The sequence below is a fragment of the Amycolatopsis sp. NPDC006131 genome (assembly GCF_040614175.1).
Taxonomy (GTDB): domain Bacteria; phylum Actinomycetota; class Actinomycetes; order Mycobacteriales; family Pseudonocardiaceae; genus Amycolatopsis_E; species Amycolatopsis_E tucumanensis.
This window is the reverse complement of the sequence record NZ_JBEXTX010000003.1, coordinates 209,603-225,351: the sequence shown is the minus strand read 5'-3', so window position 1 is coordinate 225,351 and position 15,749 is coordinate 209,603. Positions and strand designations below refer to the sequence as shown.

Annotated in this window: 18 protein-coding genes; 9 read left to right on the top strand and 9 right to left on the bottom strand. The window is 72.9% G+C overall.

The window, feature by feature from the left end; genetic code table 11:
* A partial coding sequence (locus tag ABZ215_RS03645; protein WP_354947537.1) for a PHP domain-containing protein occupies positions 1 to 104 on the bottom strand: 104 nt, incomplete at its 3' end.
* A 120-nt stretch (positions 105 to 224) separates the two neighbouring features.
* On the bottom strand, positions 225 to 863 hold the full coding sequence (locus tag ABZ215_RS03640; RefSeq protein WP_354947533.1) for an HD domain-containing protein: 639 nt from the start codon (positions 861 to 863) through the stop codon (positions 225 to 227).
* Positions 864 to 967: 104 nt separating this feature from the next.
* On the opposite strand from ABZ215_RS03640, the gene ABZ215_RS03635 reads away from it, so the two are divergent.
* Positions 968 to 1,921, top strand: coding sequence for a GlxA family transcriptional regulator (locus ABZ215_RS03635; protein WP_354947531.1), 954 nt, complete (start codon positions 968 to 970; stop codon positions 1,919 to 1,921).
* A gap of 643 nt (positions 1,922 to 2,564) precedes the next feature.
* Here ABZ215_RS03635 and ABZ215_RS03630 read toward each other — a convergent pair.
* Together ABZ215_RS03630 and ABZ215_RS03625 are read right to left on the bottom strand one after the other, a co-directional pair.
* Positions 2,565 to 3,134 carry a TIGR03086 family metal-binding protein gene (locus ABZ215_RS03630; protein ID WP_354947529.1) on the bottom strand — a complete coding sequence of 190 codons (570 nt, stop codon included), beginning with the start codon at positions 3,132 to 3,134 and terminating at the stop codon, positions 2,565 to 2,567.
* 56 nt (positions 3,135 to 3,190) lie between these two features.
* On the bottom strand, positions 3,191 to 4,048 hold the full coding sequence (locus ABZ215_RS03625) for an MBL fold metallo-hydrolase (protein WP_354947527.1): 858 nt from the start codon (positions 4,046 to 4,048) through the stop codon (positions 3,191 to 3,193).
* A 67-nt stretch (positions 4,049 to 4,115) separates the two neighbouring features.
* Here ABZ215_RS03625 and ABZ215_RS03620 point away from each other — a divergent pair, with 67 nt between their 5' ends.
* The 4 genes from ABZ215_RS03620 to ABZ215_RS03605 are packed head-to-tail and all read left to right on the top strand — an operon-like array spanning position 4,116 to position 6,562.
* Positions 4,116 to 4,256, top strand: coding sequence for a hypothetical protein (locus ABZ215_RS03620; protein WP_354947525.1), 141 nt, complete (start codon positions 4,116 to 4,118; stop codon positions 4,254 to 4,256).
* Entirely contained in the window at positions 4,243 to 5,547 is a 1,305-nt protein-coding gene (locus tag ABZ215_RS03615) for an amidase (protein ID WP_354947523.1), read from the top strand. The genes ABZ215_RS03620 and ABZ215_RS03615 overlap by 14 nt, the downstream gene beginning before the upstream one ends.
* A 34-nt stretch (positions 5,548 to 5,581) precedes the next feature.
* Positions 5,582 to 6,004, top strand: a complete 423-nt coding sequence (locus tag ABZ215_RS03610) for a DUF5946 family protein (protein ID WP_027936656.1) — start codon at positions 5,582 to 5,584, stop codon at positions 6,002 to 6,004.
* A 9-nt stretch (positions 6,005 to 6,013) separates the two neighbouring features.
* Positions 6,014 to 6,562 (top strand): TetR/AcrR family transcriptional regulator, encoded by a 549-nt coding sequence (locus tag ABZ215_RS03605; RefSeq protein ID WP_354947521.1) that lies wholly within the window; start codon positions 6,014 to 6,016, stop codon positions 6,560 to 6,562.
* A gap of 151 nt (positions 6,563 to 6,713) precedes the next feature.
* Here ABZ215_RS03605 and bla read toward each other — a convergent pair whose 3' ends face one another.
* A complete protein-coding gene (bla, locus tag ABZ215_RS03600) occupies positions 6,714 to 7,592 on the bottom strand; it encodes a class A beta-lactamase (RefSeq protein WP_354712532.1) in 879 nt (292 codons plus the stop codon).
* A 73-nt stretch (positions 7,593 to 7,665) separates the two neighbouring features.
* Here bla and ABZ215_RS03595 point away from each other — a divergent pair, with 73 nt between their 5' ends.
* Positions 7,666 to 8,541 carry a LysR family transcriptional regulator gene (locus ABZ215_RS03595; RefSeq protein ID WP_354712533.1) on the top strand — a complete coding sequence of 292 codons (876 nt, stop codon included), beginning with the start codon at positions 7,666 to 7,668 and terminating at the stop codon, positions 8,539 to 8,541.
* Entirely contained in the window at positions 8,538 to 9,437 is a 900-nt protein-coding gene (locus tag ABZ215_RS03590) for a serine hydrolase (protein ID WP_020423277.1), read from the top strand. Before ABZ215_RS03595 ends, ABZ215_RS03590 begins: the two co-directional genes overlap by 4 nt.
* On the opposite strand, the gene ABZ215_RS03585 is transcribed toward ABZ215_RS03590, so the two are convergent.
* From ABZ215_RS03585 to ABZ215_RS03570, 4 genes are all read right to left on the bottom strand, one after another.
* On the bottom strand, positions 9,434 to 9,775 hold the full coding sequence (locus ABZ215_RS03585; RefSeq protein WP_354947519.1) for a DUF1330 domain-containing protein: 342 nt from the start codon (positions 9,773 to 9,775) through the stop codon (positions 9,434 to 9,436). The genes ABZ215_RS03590 and ABZ215_RS03585 overlap by 4 nt on opposite strands.
* A 676-nt stretch (positions 9,776 to 10,451) precedes the next feature.
* A complete protein-coding gene (locus ABZ215_RS03580; RefSeq protein ID WP_354947517.1) occupies positions 10,452 to 11,429 on the bottom strand; it encodes a TAXI family TRAP transporter solute-binding subunit in 978 nt (325 codons plus the stop codon).
* Positions 11,326 to 13,395: a TRAP transporter fused permease subunit gene (locus ABZ215_RS03575; RefSeq protein WP_020423280.1), complete on the bottom strand. Its 2,070-nt coding sequence runs from the start codon at positions 13,393 to 13,395 to the stop codon at positions 11,326 to 11,328. The genes ABZ215_RS03580 and ABZ215_RS03575 overlap by 104 nt, the downstream gene beginning before the upstream one ends.
* Positions 13,396 to 13,421: 26 nt before the next feature.
* Positions 13,422 to 14,135 (bottom strand): helix-turn-helix domain-containing protein, encoded by a 714-nt coding sequence (locus ABZ215_RS03570; protein ID WP_354947515.1) that lies wholly within the window; start codon positions 14,133 to 14,135, stop codon positions 13,422 to 13,424.
* Positions 14,136 to 14,217: 82 nt separating this feature from the next.
* Between ABZ215_RS03570 and ABZ215_RS03565 the strand changes: the two genes are divergently transcribed.
* Positions 14,218 to 15,312, top strand: coding sequence for a cytochrome P450 (locus ABZ215_RS03565; RefSeq protein WP_354947513.1), 1,095 nt, complete (start codon positions 14,218 to 14,220; stop codon positions 15,310 to 15,312).
* Positions 15,313 to 15,323: 11 nt separating this feature from the next.
* Positions 15,324 to 15,716: a hypothetical protein gene (locus ABZ215_RS03560; RefSeq protein ID WP_354947511.1), complete on the top strand. Its 393-nt coding sequence runs from the start codon at positions 15,324 to 15,326 to the stop codon at positions 15,714 to 15,716.
* Positions 15,717 to 15,749: the final 33 nt, after the last annotated feature.

The following is a 15,749-nucleotide window of genomic DNA, read 5'->3' as shown; positions in this document are numbered from 1 at the left end:
GGCATGCCGAGACGACTCGCCTCGGCGAACAGCGGGGCGATCTTCGCCGCACCGTCGAGCATCGAGTACTCGGTGTGCACGTGCAGGTGGACGAAAGATCGCATCCCGCCAACTCCTCCTGGTCGGTTCCCGGCGGCGAGCATTGGACCCGACGCGCGGCCCGGCGGTCCAACAAACGACACGCGTCGCCGGACCACCGGTGGTTGTGGGAGGAGGTCACCGGGTCATTCCGGCCAGTCGTTGCGGAGGATCACCTCCACGAAGTCGATGTGCCGGTAGGCGGGGTCGACGTGTTCGAGGACGTCGGCGTTGACGGTGCCGAAGGTGGAGTCCGGGCGGTGCCGGAAGCCGTCGGCGAAGGCCTGGATGATGCGGCGCTTGAAGTCCGGGCGCGGGTGGGCCGCGACGACGGCCGCGAGGTCGGACTCGGCCAGCTTGTCCCGGCCGATGCCGAGCACGTCGGTCTCGACCCCGGCGGTGACGAGGGCGACCTCGGGTTCCAGCCGCCACGGCACCTCGGGGGTGGTGTGCAGGGCGATGCCCTCCCACACCTTGCGCACGGAGTCCTCGGGAACGCCGTGGAATTCGAGGAAGCGGCGGGCCTCGTCGGCGCCGTCGAGTTCGAACCGCTGCGTCGCGCCCCGGTGCTTCTCGGTGAGGCCGAGGTCGTGGAACATCGCGCCGACGTAGAGCAGTTCCGGGTCGGCGGTGAGGCCGAGGCGGCGGCCCTGCAGTGAGCCGAACAGGAACACCCGGCGCGAGTGGTGGAACAGCAGGTCGTCGGTAGCGTCGCGGACCAGCTCGGTGGCTTCGGCGGCGAGCGCGGAGTCGGGGATGGTGATGCCGGCGATCACGGTGGTCATCGGTGGTGTCCTTTCTGGTCCCCTCGAGCGTCGCAGCGGCGGGGTTGCCTGCGCTCCTCGATTCGCGACGTACTCTCCACAGATCGGGACGTGTGGAGGTGCGCGTGCGGCGGCTGGCGCTACTGGTGTTCGACGAGGTGAAGCTGCTCGATGTGGCCGGGCCGAGCGAGGTGTTCGCCGAGGCCAACCGGTTCGGCGCGGACTACCGGCTGGTGCTGTGCTCGGTCGGCGGGCGGGACGTGTCGTCGTCGACCGGCATGCGGATCCCCGTCGACGCCGACGTTGCGGACACCGGGCCGCTGGACACGGCTCTGGTGATGGGCGGCGACGTGTTCCCCGCGCACGCCGTCCCGCCGGAACTGGCCGAGGCGGCGCGGACCATCGCGGGCCGGGCGAAGCGGATCGCGTCGATCTGCACGGGATCGTTCGTGCTCGCCGCGGCGGGACTGCTGGACGGCCGCCGGGCCACGACGCACTGGCAGCACGCCGCGACGCTGGCCCGCGCGCACCCGGCGATCCAGGTCGAGCCGGACGCGATCTTCGTGGAGGACGGGCCGGTGTTCACCTCGGCCGGGGTCGCGGCAGGCATCGACCTGGCGCTGGCGCTGGTGGAGCGCGACCACGGACCGGAGCTGGCCCGCCGCGTGGCGCGGTCGCTGGTGGTGTTCCTGCAGCGGCCCGGCGGGCAGTCGCAGTTCTCGCCGTCGCTGCGCGGCCCGGCCCCGAAGACCCCGCCACTGCGCGCGGTGTGCGACGCGGTCGCGGCGGACCCGGCGGGGGACCACTCGCTGCCGAAGCTGGCCGCGCGGGCGGGCCTGAGCACCCGCCACCTGACGCGGCTCTTCCAGGAGGAACTGGGCACCACGCCGGCCAAGTACGTGGAACTGATCCGTTTCGACGCGGCGAAGTCCCTGCTCGACGCGGGCCACCCGGTGACCGCCACGGCCTACGCGAGCGGCTTCGGCAGCGCCGAATCCCTGCGGCGCGTTTTCGTGCAGCACACGGGCGTCTCGCCGAGGGCGTACCAGCAACGGTTCCAGACGAGCCGCCGAACCTGAGGTGGTTCGCGGACGAGTGGGCCGGCCCCCGCGGGTAGTGCGCCGATGCGGGGCAGCGCGCCATCCCTCCGGAAGGCCGACCCGCCAGTCCTTCGCACCTCAGCTTCCAGTCGGCAATGCGCGCCGCCGCGTGGGTGGTCCGAGGCCTTGGCGGGCCGGACCACCCGCCGCCCCAGCGCGTTGCCCATTGATCCGGCGCGCGGTCCCGCACCGAAATGGCGGCCGGTGGCCGTATGCGCCAAACCCTCCGCAGGCCGGACCCGCGCCGCCCCGCGCGCTGCCCGCTCTGGCACGCGGCGGCACACCGGACCCCCATCGATCCGGCGCGCTGCCGCGCGGGCCGATCCGGCGCGCTGCTGCGGACCACCGCCGACTGGGCGCTACCCACTGATTCGGCGTGCTGCCGCGGGCCGGACCACCCACTACCCCAGCGCGTTGGCCATTGATCCGGCGCGCGGTCCCGCACCGAAATGGCGGCCGGTGGCCGGATGGGCCAAACCCTCCGCGGGCCGGACCACCCACTACCCCAGCGCGCCGCCGCGTGGGTGGTCCGAGGCCTCGGCGGGCCGGACCACCGCCCGGCCCGCGGCCGCGCGCCGACGCGGCGCCGACCCGCCCAGCCGCGTCCGCTACCAGGCTCCCCTCACACGCGGCGCCCCACGAACGCCAGCATCCGCGTCTGCTCGTCGGCGTCCGGCGGCGGCGTCACCTCCGGCCCGAAGAAACCCGGCCGCCGCACGACGTGTTGCCTCGCCCAGTCCGCGGCCAGCGCCACCAGGTCCGCGTCGGCCCGCACGTCCATGCCCAGCGCGTGCCCGATGTCCCAGCTGTGCACCACCGTGTCGGTGATCATCAGCGGCACCACCGCGGCCAGCGGCACCTCGCCGATGCCGGTGATCGACGTGGTCCGCGCCAGCGCCTCCCCGGTCAGCGCGGGCACCGACGCCGCCCGCGCCTTGCGCCACGTCTCCACCGGGTCGTCGCCGGTCCACGTGCCCGGCCGCGGCGATCCCGGCGCGCCCGACCGGTCCGGGTCCGGCTCGCCCACCGCCCACGCCCGCATCTGCCACTGGCCCCAGATCAGATGCCCGGCCACGTCCCGCACGTTCCACTCCGCGCACATCGACGGCACGTCCCACCGGTCGTCCGGCACCGCCGCCAGCACCGCGTCCAGCCCGTCCTGCGCCCGCCGGTACTGCTCCATCAGTTCCATCGCCGACTCCTTTCCTCGGTTGACCCGAGGACGAACGGCGACGACCGGACTCGACATCACGCCGGCACAATTTTCAGCCCCCCGTTCGCGGTGACGACGCGGCCACCGGTCGGCGGCGGGAAGTGGGTGCCCAGCAGCAGGGTTCCGCTGTCGGCCAGCGACGCCAGCAGCGACCGGCGCGTCGACTCGGCGAGCGCCGGATCGATGTCGACACAACTGGTGATCCCCGGGTGCGCCAGCTGGACCGGGTGGTGCACGCAGTCACCGGTGATCACCGCGCTGCTGTTCCCACTGGTCAACCACACGGCGACGTGCCCGGGGGTGTGGCCGGGCGTGGGGACCAGCCGCACCCCGGGCGCGACCTCGACGCCGCCGTCGGGCACGTCGACCAGGTCGAGCAGCCCCGCGTCCGCCACCGGCTCGACCGAGTCGCGGAACATCTGCCGCCGCGGCTCGTCCATGTCGTAGCCCGACCAGAAGTCCCGTTCGGCGCGTGAGGTCAGGTAGCGGGCCCGCGGGAAGGTCGGCACCCACTCGCCGTCCACCAGCCGCGTGTTCCAGCCGACGTGGTCGGTGTGCAGGTGCGTGAGCACCACCAGGTCCACCGACTCCGGCGCGAACCCCGCCGCCGCGAGCCGGTCGAGGTAACCGGTGCGCAGGTCATGCCACGCCGGGTTGGCGCGCTGCTTGCCGTTGCCGATGCCGGTGTCGACCAGGATCCGCAGACCGCCGGCCGTGACCGCGAAGCTGTGGCTGGCCAGGCGCAGCACGTCGCCGTCGGCGAAGTCGGGCCGCAGCCAGTCGTGCCGGTTCACGACGTCCGGCGTCGCACCTGGCAACAGCCAGGGACCGGTCTCGGGCGGCAGCAGCACCTCGTCGACCCGCTGCACGGTGATGTCACCCACGAACCACATGGCACCTCCTAAACGCAATGTGTTTGCGTTAAGCTTAAGGCAAACAGTTAGCTTTAGGAGGAGGATCATGTCATCCGAAGACCGGCCCGAGGTGGTGGCCACCGCCGACCACATCGACACCGTGGTCGGCGTCCTACGCGAACTCGACCTCGGCGAGACCGCGCCGGCGGCGGTCTACCAGGCGGGGGAGTCCGATGCGGCCCGCTGACCTGACCCTGGCCGCCGCGGCGGCGGCCGTGCGGAGCCGTGAACTGTCCCCGGTCGAACTGGTCGACGACGTGCTGACCCGCATCGAGGAGGCCGACGCCTGTCTCGGCGCGTACGTCGCCGTCACCGCCGACCGTGCCCGGGGCGTCGCCCGCGAGGCCGAGCGCGAGATCGCGACGGGCGGCGTGCGCGGGCCGCTGCACGGAATCCCGATGGGGCTCAAGGACCTGATCGACGTCGCCGGGCTGCCGACCACCGCGAGTTCCCGCGTGCGGGCCGGGCACCGGGCCGAGTCCGACAGCGCGGTCGCGGCCCGGCTGGCGGGGGCCGGCGCGGTCCTGGTCGGCAAGACCCACACGCACGAGTTCGCCTACGGGCTGATCACGCCGCAGACGGTCAACGCCCGCGATGGCGGGCGAATCGCAGGCGGGTCGAGCGGCGGGTCCGCGGTGGCGGTCGCGGCCGGGATGGCGACCTTCTCGCTGGGCACCGACACCGGCGGCTCGATCCGGGTGCCCGCGGCACTGAACGGGGTCGCCGGTTTCAAGCCGAGCTACGACCTGGTGCCGCGGGAGGGGGTGGTGCCGTTGTCCTGGTCGCTGGACCACGTCGGGCCGATCACGCGCACCGCCGAGGACGCCGCGCTCGTGATGGAAGTCCTGTGTGGAGTATCCACCGCGGAGCCGTCCGGGCTTCGGGTCGGCGTGCCGGGGAACTACTACTTCGACCACGTCGACCCCGAGGTCGAATCGGCGGTGCGGGCGGGGATCAGCCGGCTGGAGGCGCTCGGCGCGCGGCTGGTGGATGTCGAAATCCCCATGACGCGGTACGTTCAGGGAGTCCAATGGGGACTGATGGTCCCGGAAGCAAGCGCTTACCACGACCCGACTGTGCACGCGGTGTCCGAGCTCTACGCCGCGGACGTGCGGGTGCTGCTCGAAGCCGGGCGCCGGATGTCGGCTGTGGACTACCTGCGGGCCCAACGGGCGCGGACGCTCATGCGGCGTGAGTGGTCGCGTCTGATGGAGACGGTCGACGTGATCGCCGCCCCGGCCGTGCCGGTCACCGCGGTGCCGGTGGGGCAGGAGAGCGTGACCTGGCCCGACGGGACGACGGAGAGCGTCTCGGATGCCTACGTGCGGTTGTCGGCGCCGGCCAACATCACCGGGCTGCCGTCGCTGACCGTGCCCGTGGGGGAGGACCGGGCGGGGCTGCCGATCGGGATGCAGCTCATCGGCCGCGCCGGGGGTGACGGCGTGGTGCTGGGGCTGGGCCGGGCGTTCGAGCGTTGACCCTCCAGCCGGTGGAGACGCTAGCGTCGGACGCGTGACGTGTGCGGAGTGCGGTGGGGCCGGTCCCTGCGATGAGTTGTTCCAAGTGGTGCTGGCGCTGGACCACTCGCGGCAGGAGCCGTGGGGGCCGTTGCACGGGGTGACCGTGGGGTGTTTCCTGCTGCAGCACCCGAGCCGGCTGCCGGAGCGGGACCGGGGGCGGAACTGGGCGATCGTCCGCGCCTTCGTGGACGGTGGCCGCCCCGCGGTGGCCGGTCTCACCGCGGCGGTCCGCCGGGCCAACTCGCATCGGGCCCGTGGTGCGCTGCCGGAGTTCGATGCGCCGCCGGGTGGCGCGGGGCCGTTCGAGGTCACGATCGCCGACGTCGCCCAGGACGGGACGTTTCCGGCGGCGGGGTTCGAGGAGCGGGTCCGGGCCTGGGCGCGGGCCACGCTTGACGCACAATCGTTGCGTTAAGCTGGGGGTGTGAGCCGCAAGCCGATGGTGCGCCCCGGCGGCCGCAGCGCGCGGGTGCAGGAGTCCGTGCACGCCGCGGTTCGTGCCCTGGAGGCCGAGGCCGGGCGGGAGGCGCTGACGGTGCCGCTGATCGCCGCGCGGGCCGGCGTGACGCCGTCGACGATCTACCGCCGCTGGGGAGACCTGCACGAGCTGCTGTCGGACGTCGCGGTGGAACGCCTCCGGCCCGAGTCGCCGCCCGAGGACCACGGCTCGCTGGGGGCTGACCTGGCGGCGTGGGCGGAGCAGTTCCTGGAGGAGATGTCCGCGCAGCCCGGGCGCGCCTACATCCGGGACGCGCTGCTCGGGGACGACACCAACGCCGGCCGGTGCTCGGCGTACGCGGCGGAACAGATCGAGGTGATCCTGGCGCGAGCGGCCCAGCGCGGCGAGGCGGCGCCGGAGGTGGAGACGGTGCTGGACCACGTGGTGGCGCCGATGATGTACCGGATCCTGTTCCGCCCGGACGGCCTGTCGCCCAGCTACGCGCGGCGGCTGGTGGAGGAGTTGCTGGGCTGAGCTTTTGCCGGATGGCTGGACCTCTCGCGCGGTCACCGCTGTTCCTGCCGTGGGCACGAGCGGGCCGCCAACCGGAGCGCCGACTTGATTGGCTGGGCAATCGCGCGCACACGATTGGCCCAACCCCGATCAAGCCGCAGAGCAACCCCACCTACCGCAGCGCTTCGACCACCCGCGAGGTCGCCTCGGCGAGCAGCTTGTTGTCGTACGAAGCGTCGGCGGTCGCTCGGCTCGACATCAGCGCCAGCACGATCGGCGCACGGTTCGGCGGCCAGATCACCCCGATGTCGTTGCGGGTGCCGTAGTCGCCGGTGCCCGTCTTGTCCGCCACCGGCCACTCGGACGGCACGCCGGCGCGGATGAGCTCCGTCCCGGTCTTGTTGCGGCGCATGATCCCGGCCAGCAGATCCCGCTTGTCGGCAGGCAACGCCTCGCCCAGGAGGAACGCTCGCAGGCTGCCCGCCATCGCCCGCGGAGTGCTCGTGTCCCGGACGTCGCCGGGAATGGCCGAGTTCAGCTCGACCTCGAGCCGGTCCGGGTGGGTCGTCGTGTCGCCGATCTCGCGCAGCACGGCCGCCAGCCCTGCCGGGCCGCCCACCTCCGCGAACAGCAGGTTCGCCGCCGTGTTGTCGCTCTGCAGCAGCGCCGCCTCGGCCGCCTCGCGCACCGTCACGCTCCGCCGGTCCTTCGTGATCGGCGAGTTCGGCTGGATGTCCGCGTCGGTGTAGGTCACCACTTTGTCCAGGTCGACGTTCCGCCGCAGCACGGCGCCCGCCAGCAGCGACTTGATCGCCGACGCGTAGTTGAACCGCTCGTCGGCCCGGTGCGTGATCTCCCGCCCGGTCCCGGTGTCGATCGCGTACACCCCGAGCCGCGCGTCGAACCGCGCTTCCAGATCGGCGAAGTCCACCTGCGGCGCCGGCGCCACAGTCGAAACGGCGGGCGGCGGCGGGGGCGGTTCCGCGGCACACGCCCCGACCAGCCCGAAGACGAGCAGGACCACCACGGCGCGAAGAGTTCGAACAAGCATGGCCCCAGCCTCCCGTGCCCACTCGATGCCGTCGAAGACGAAAAAGACAGTTTCCATGCGGATCCGGCATAAGATGCGCGGCGTGGATCTCGTCGGCGCCTGCCGGGCCTTCGTCAGCGTCAGCGAGCGCGGCAGCTTCACCCTCGGCGCGGCCGCGGCCGGCATCCCCCAGCCGGTCGCCAGCCGCCGCATCGCCGCGCTCGAACAGCACCTCGGCGACCGGCTCTTCGACCGCTCGACCCGGCGCGCGGTGCTGACGCCGTTCGGCCGCGACGTGCTCCCCGCGGCCGCCCGGCTGGTCCGCCTCGCCGACGCCTTCGAACACGACGCCCGCCGCGCGCGCCGCCGCCCGTTGCGGTTCGCCGTGCCGGACTGGTGCTCCGCCCGCGAGCTCGCCCACCTCGACGCCGAAGCCCGCGACCACGACCTCGTCCTCGACTTCCGCCCCGCGCCGCCCGCCGAACGCGCCGGCCTCGTCCGCACCCAGGAGGTCCGCGCCGCCCTCACCGCGGTCCCCGAGGACGAAGCCCGCTGGCGGGTGCCGCTCGGTGTGGCCGCAGCGGTGCCGCCGGCCGCGCACACGGTCTACCTGGAAACCCTGCGCGTCGGCCGCGGCGACGACGGCCCGGCCCGGCGCGTGTGGCTGCAACCCGAGGACGACGTGCCGCACATCCGCGACCGGCTCACCCACCTGCGTGACGCCCTCGGGCTGCGGCCCTCGCAGGTCGTCACCGCGGAGTCGCTGGTCACCGCGGTCGCCGACGTGCTCGGCACCGCCGACCTCCTGCTCTGTTCGGAGGCGCAGGCCGCCGAGCTGGACCTGCACTGGCGGCCGCTCGGCGAGGTCCGCCTGGTCCGCGGCTACGCGCTGGCCACGACGTACAGTGACGACAGCGAGCGCCTGCGGCCGCTGTCGCGGTCGATCGGCCGATGCCTGGGGGAGACGTGAACACCGAAGCGCTGCTGCGCGAGCTGCGGGACCAGCTCGACGACGCCGGCCTGCGCGGCTCGTTCCTGGTGCGGGACCTGCGCAGCGGCGAGGAGATCGCGATCGAGCCGGACGCGCAGTGGCCGTCCGCGTCGCTGGTCAAGGTGCCGCTCGCGGTCGCCACGCTGGAACGGATCCGGCTCGGCGAACTCGACGGCGCCACCCAGCTGGACATCGAACCCGGCCGCATCACCACTCCCGGCCCGACCGGGCTGAGCCGGTTCCGCCACCCGGCGCGCGTCGCCGTCGACGACCTGCTCTACCTCAGCACGGCGATCAGCGACGGCGTCGCGGCCGACGCGTTGTTCGGCCTCACCCCGCCGCCTGAGGTCGCCCGGATCCTGAAGGGGTTCGGCATCGAGGGCATCACCGTCCGGCACCCGGTGCAGGAGCTGGCCGACACACCCGCGGAACGCTTCGAGCGCGGCGAGGTGCACCTGGCGTACGCGCTGGCCGTGGACGCGGGCACCGCTGGGCGCGGGCACCGCATCCCGCAACTCGACGTGACCCGCGCGAGTTCCGGTTCGGCGCGGGCGTTCGCGGACCTGCTGCAGGCGTTGTGGACGCCGTCGGCGATCCCCGCCGAGGTCGCCGCCCGGGTGCGGGAACTGATGCGGCACAACGTGGTCCGGCACCGGCTCGCGCCGGACTTCGTCTCCGACGCGTCGGTGTGGTCGTCCAAGACCGGCACGGTGCTGACGCTGCGGCACGAGATCGGGGTGGTCGAGCACGCCGACGGGCAGGCCTTCGCGGTGGCGGCGCTGACCGAGTCGCGCGTGGCGGCGGCGCAGCAGCCCGGCGCGGAGGCCGTGATGGCGCGGGTCGCCCGCCGGCTGCGGGACCACCTGCGGCTCTAGGCCATCGCGGCGCGCATCGCCTCGCCCATCGCCGCGGAGTCGTGGCCGGCCTCGACGCCGTCGACGATCACGACGCTGCCCGGGATGTGGTCCGCGCGCAACGGCACGATCTCCTGGTAGGCGGGGGAGTCGTACCAGGTGCGGGCGTCGGCGGCGGTGGGGAAGCCGATCATCACCAGGTGGCCGGGCCAGTCGCCCTCGCGAACCTCGACGGGCGCGCCGTGGACGAGGAACCGGCCGCCGAAGGGATCCAGGGTCGACTGGATGCGCTCCAGGTACTCGGCGATGTCGGGGTGCGGCTCGGCGGGCATCAGGTGGGCGATGACGTAGGCGGTCATGGGGTCCGTCCTTTCCGGAGGCTGATGACCCCATCCTGTGGCCTGCGGCGCGGGGCGTCGATTACGCGGGAGGTAATGCGGGGGCGGAAGTCGCGGGTAACGGCGCTTCCCGCGCCGGGGCACGGCGCGGGAGGTGGCCGGTCGCGAGCGGGTGGCGGCCTGGTTTGGGGGAGGCGGGGTGTTTCCGGCGGTTGGCGGCCGGAACCGGGCGGTTGGGTGGCCGGGGTTGCGGCGAGGTGGCCGGCCCGAGCAGGTGGCGGCCTGCTCCGGGGGAGGCTGGCTGTTTCCGGCGGCGGGCAGCCTCGTTCCGGGCAGGCGGCGCGGTTCCGGCGAGTGGTGACCGGGCTCGTGCGGGAGCCCCCGGCGTGCCCGCTCCGGCGGTTGGTCACCGGAGCGGTTCCGGCTTTGCTCGCGCGTAGGCATCCGCCCGGGCTTCCTCGGGAAGCCACCGCGTCCCGGAAGCTACCGCGTCGCGGAAGCTACCGCGTCGCGGAAGCTACCGCGTCCCGGAAGCCACCGCGTCCCGGAAGCCACCGGCGCGTCCCCGAGGTCACCGGCGCGGCCCGGCACCCTCCGGAAGCCACCGCGCCCCGGAGGTCACCGGCGCGGCCCGGCCTCCTCCGGGACGCCACCCTTCCTGAAGATCACCGGCGCGAGCCGCCCCCACCACCGCCGCTCACGGAGTCGCCAGCGCCTGCTGCGATCCAGGGTGCATCGGCACCGGCTCGGTGCGCGTCGCGTTCTCCCGGGTGATCTCCTTCGCCGCCGGGTGCACGCTCTCCAGGTCGGCCTTCTTGTCGAAGATCAGCTTCGTGATCGCGCACGCGTCGCTCGCCGGGAAGTCCTCCCGCACCAGCAACAGGTTCGGCACCACGATCGTCGGCACGTCCGCGGGCTGCCCGTACGTCGCCGCGGGGATCGTGCCCGTGTCGTACACCGGGTTGATCTGCTTGAGCGCCGCCAGCTGCGGGGTGATGTCGATGAACTTCACCTGCCCCTTCATCGTCGTCGTGATGTCGGTGATCTGCGCCGTCGGCAGGCCACCGGACCACACCAGCCCGTCGATCGTGCCGGACTTGATGCCGTCCGCGGTCTTCGCCAGGTCCAGCCGCTGCGCCTGCACGTCGGTGTCCGGGTTGAGCCCCGCCGCCTGCAGCAGCCGGTTCGCGATCACCTCGGTGCCGGACTTCGGCGAACCCGTCGAGATCCGCTTGCCACGCATGTCGGCGATGCTGTTGATCCCCGAGTCGGTGCGCACCAGCACCTGCGTCGAGTTCGGGTAGATCCGCGTCAGCGCCTGCACCTTCTGCGGCTTGCCGTCGAAACTCCCCTTGCCCTGCACCGCGTCCGCCGCGGTGTCGGCCAGCGAGAACGCGATGTCGTAGGTGCCGTCGACCAGCTGCTGGATGTTCTGCACGGACGCGCCGGTCTCCGCGGCGGTCGCCTTCAGCCCGGTGTTGTTGCTGATCAGCTGCGCGAGCCCGCCGCCGAGCACGTAGTACACGCCGCCGCTGTTGCCGGTGGCGATGGTGAGCCTGCCGCTGCCGGCCTCACACCCCTGGCTCCCGCCCGCCGCCGGCTGGTTCGGTTGCTTCCCGCCGCAGCCCGTCGCGATCAGGGCCGCCGCCACCAGCACCGTCAGCAGTCGTTTCATGCCGCCTCCTTCTGATCACGAGGTGCGCGGCCGTCGCGGCCACGCCGAAGGCCAGGCCCGCCACGATCGGCCCCGGCTCCAGGTAGAGCAGGCACACCGCGGCGGGCACGAAGAGCACGCGGACCACCGGGTGGACCGGCCCGAACAGCCACCCGCCGGTCACCACGCCGAGCGCGGCGACGGCGAGCGCGGACACCGCCAGCACCCACACCACCGTCACCGCCCCGGACTGGAGCAGCAGCGCCGCCCCGTTGTCGGTGAGCACGAACGCGATCGGCACCAGGAACGCAGGCAGCGTGTACTTCCAGCACTGCCACATGGTCTTCATGACCCGGCCACCGGTGATCGCCGCCGCCGCGACCGCCGCCAGCGCCGTCGGCGGCGTCACCTCCGACAGCACCGCGTAGTAGAAGATGAACATCGCGCGCTCGGCCGGCGCCACGCCCAGCGTCTCCAGCGCCGGCGCGATCACCACCCAGGCGATGATGAACGACGCCGTCACCGGCACCGCCAGCCCGAGCACCCCCACCGCGACCGCGGACAGCAGCACCGTCAGCACCAGCACGACCGTAGCGTTGTCGGTGACCGCCCGCGCCACGTCGACCAGCGCGTCGGCGAGTTCCAGGCCCAGCCCGGTCTTGGTGATCGTGGACGTGATCACCCCGGCCGCGGCGCACACCGCGATCACCGGCAGCGCGCCCCGCACACCCCGGGACAGCGCGCCCACCATGTCCACCGCCCAGCCGCGCAGGTCCCGCCGCCGGGCGATCAACGCGAACAGCGCCGCCACCCCGGTCGCGTACACCACGGCCGCGAACGGCGGGATGTCCAGCGCCAGGAACACCACGATGATCGCCAGCGACAGGAAGTGGTAGCCGCCGCGCAGCAGCAGCCGCCACGGGTCGCCGCGCTCGACGTCCACCGGCTTGGCGTGGAAGCGGCGGGCGTCGGCCTCCATCGCGAACACGATGCCCAGGTAGTAGAGCAACGTCGGCACCGACGCCCAGATCAGCACGGTCAGGTAGGAGGTCTGCAGGTACTCGGCGATGATGAACGCGGCCGCGCCCAGCGTCGGCGGCGACAGGATCGCCCCGATGCCCGACGCGGCGAGCAGGCCGCCCGCGTGCTCCTTCGGGTACCCGGCGCGCTTGAGGATCGGCCAGGTGATCGAGCCGAGGCTGACCGCGGTCGCGGTGCCCGAGCCGGACACCGTGCCCAGCAGGAACCCGGACAGCACCGTCGTGCGGCCCGGCGCCGTGCGGGACCGGCGGAACGCGGCGAAGGAGATGTCGACGAAGAACCGTCCCGCGCCGGAGGCCTCCAGCACCGCGCCGTAGATCGTGAACAGCACGATGTAGCTGGCGGCCACGTCCAGCGGGGTGCCGAAGAAGCCGCTCGCGTCGTTGTAGAGGGCGTTGATGATCTGGCTGAAGTCCACGCCGGCGTGCGCGATGCCCCAGTCCGGCGGCAGGTAGCCGCCGTAGTAGGCGTAGGCGAGGAACAGCAGGCAGACGACCGGCAGCACCCAGCCGGTGGTGCGCCGGGTGGCCTCCAGGATGAGCAGGAGCAGCAACGCGCCCGCGACGATGTCGAGCGTGGACAGCTGGCCCTGCCGGTCGAGGAAGTCGTCGTAGCCGGACAGCACCGGGTACAGGCCCACGACCAGCGCGACCACGGACAGCGCCCAGTCCAGCAGCCACGGGTTGTCCGGGGAGCGCCGCGACCGCGCCAGCGGCCGGTAGCAGAGGAACACCAGCGGCAGGGTGCAGCCGAGGAAGATCACCAGGTAGAACTGGTTGCCCTTGCTGTAGGGGAAGAAGACCTGCTTCAGCACGAGCAGGGCGACCGCGAGCGCGGCCAGGTACACCAGCAGGTCGGGCCCCCGCGACAACCGCCGCGCTGGCCGTTCTTCGTCGTGCTCGGCGACGATGTCGCTGACCTCGTCGCCCTTCACGGGCTTGGTCATCACCGCTCCTTTGCGATGATCACACCTTAGGTCGCGTACCCGTCATACGGAAGGTTTCGCCAGTGCTCGGCCGCCTGCGCCATGTCGCGGCGCAGGTGCTCGAAGAACCGGCCGGTGTCCCGCAGCCGGGCGCCGGCGGGGGAGTCGCCGAACACCTGCGCGCCCTGCCGCGCGCAGTCCGCCCACAGCGTCATCGACCGGACGCTGACCAGCCACGCCTGGTACCAGACGTGCTCGTCGATGACGTACCGCTGGCGGCGGCCGTCGCGTTCGCGCCGCGCCAGGCCGCGCTCCTCGAGCCAGCGGACCGCCTTGGACACCGAGGCGGGGCTGACCCGCAGCCCGGCGGTGAGCTCGGCCGCGGTGAGGCTTCCGGTGTCGCAAGTGAACAGGCGGACGAGGACCTTCGCCATCATCGGCGGCACCCCGGTCTGGACCATCATCGCGGCGAAGTCCTGCTCGAACCGCCGCGGATCGCCCCCGCTCGCCGCGGGTGGTTCCGGCGCCGGGGCCGGCCTGCGGCGGTGGGCACGCCAGGCGGTGGCCTGCTGGGCGCGGTCGGCGCGGTAGCCGTGGGCGCCGCCGTTGCGGGCGACCTCGCGGATGACCGTCGACTTGGGCCGTCCCAGCCTGCGGCCGATCGCCGCGTAGCTGAGCCCCATCGCCAGCCCGGCGGCGATGCGCCGGCGTTCGCCGAACGTCAGCCGGGTACGGGCCGGTGCATTCGACTCCACACTCATTGCATCGATGCTAGATCATCGACCTGGGAGTTCCTTGTTTGCCGGTTGCTCCGCGTTCGCCGGTGTTCCTAGCGTTCGCGAAATGCTGAAGCGATTGACCTACCCGGACGGGCACCTCGGCTGGGTGGCGACGAGCTACCAGACCGTCCGCGCGGTGCTGGCCGACCCGCGGTTCAGCGCCCGGTCGGACCTGCGGCACATGCCGGTCCCCGGCGCGCCCGGCAACGGGGTGCCGGCGCGTCCCGGGATGTTCAACTCGATGGATCCGCCGGAGCACACGCGCTACCGCCGCCTGCTCGCCGGCCAGTTCACCGTCCGGCGCATGCGGCAGCTGACGGGGCGCGTGCGCGAGATCGTCGACGAGCACCTCGACGCCATCGCCGCGGCGAGCGGGCCGGTGGACCTGGTGCGTGTCTGGGCGCGGCCGATCCCCGCGCAGGTCATCTGCGAGCTGCTCGGGGTGCCCTACGCGGACCGGGTTCGGTTCCAAGGGCACGCGCTGGACCTGTTCCGCGTGGACCGGACGCCGGAGCAGGCCGCGGCGGCGTACTCGGCGGTGCACGAGTTCGTGCGCGACCTGGTGGCGGCCAAGCGGGACGCGCCTGCCGACGACCTGCTGAGCGGCCTCACCGCGGCCGACCTCACCGACGAGGAACTGGTCAACATCGGCTTCGTGCTGCTCGGCGCGGGCCTGGACACCACAGCGAACATGCTCGCGCTGGGCGCGTTCACGCTGCTCACCCACCCCGGCGCGGCGGAGGTCCTGCGCGCCGAGCCGGGGCGGGCGGTCGAGGAGCTGCTGCGCTACCACAGCGTCATCCCGTTCACGGTGCGCGCGGCGCTGGCGGGCATCGAGCTGGACGGCGAGCGGATCGCCGCGGACGAGTGCGTCACCGTGTGCCTGCCCGAGGCCAACCGCGACCCCGCGCGCTTCCCCGATCCGGACGTGCTCGACCTGCTGCGGCCGTCCGCCGGGCACGTCGCGTTCGGCCACGGCGTGCACCAGTGCCTCGGGCAGCAGCTCGCCAGGGTGGAGCTGCAGGTCGCGTTGCCGGCGCTGGCGACGAGGTTCCCGTCGCTACGGCTCGCGGTGCCGGCCGCGGATGTCGTGGTGCGGACGGGAAGTCTGGTGCGCGGGGTGGCGCAGTTACCGGTGATCTGGGCGACTGAGCGGTAAAGGTGTCTCTGGTGACGGGGATGTCGACCGGGATCGTGGCGCGGATGGCGGCGTTGCGGGAAGCCGGAGAGCACGCGCTGCCGATGGACGCCTGCGAGGGCGAGGACCTCGAACGCGCCGCCGCCGGCGGTGGAGGACGTGCCGCTCGTCTTGGCGCGGGACCAGTTGGCGGTCAACCTGCTCGCACCGGCGCGGCTGGTCCAGCTCGTCAGCTGCGCGGCCGTCCCATCCTCGGAACCGGTTCTGATGATGCCGGGCTGGACGACCACGACGTCGATCCCGAACGGCGCGACCTCCACGCAGAGACCCGCTACGCCATCGGCTGGATGGCGGAGAAATTGCTGGAGCTCAACCGAACCCTGCCGCTCCGCGAGTTCGACGCGCTGGTCACCTGCGTGTGGTAGGGCCACTGTGGACGGTCAGGCGTGTTCGCCGAG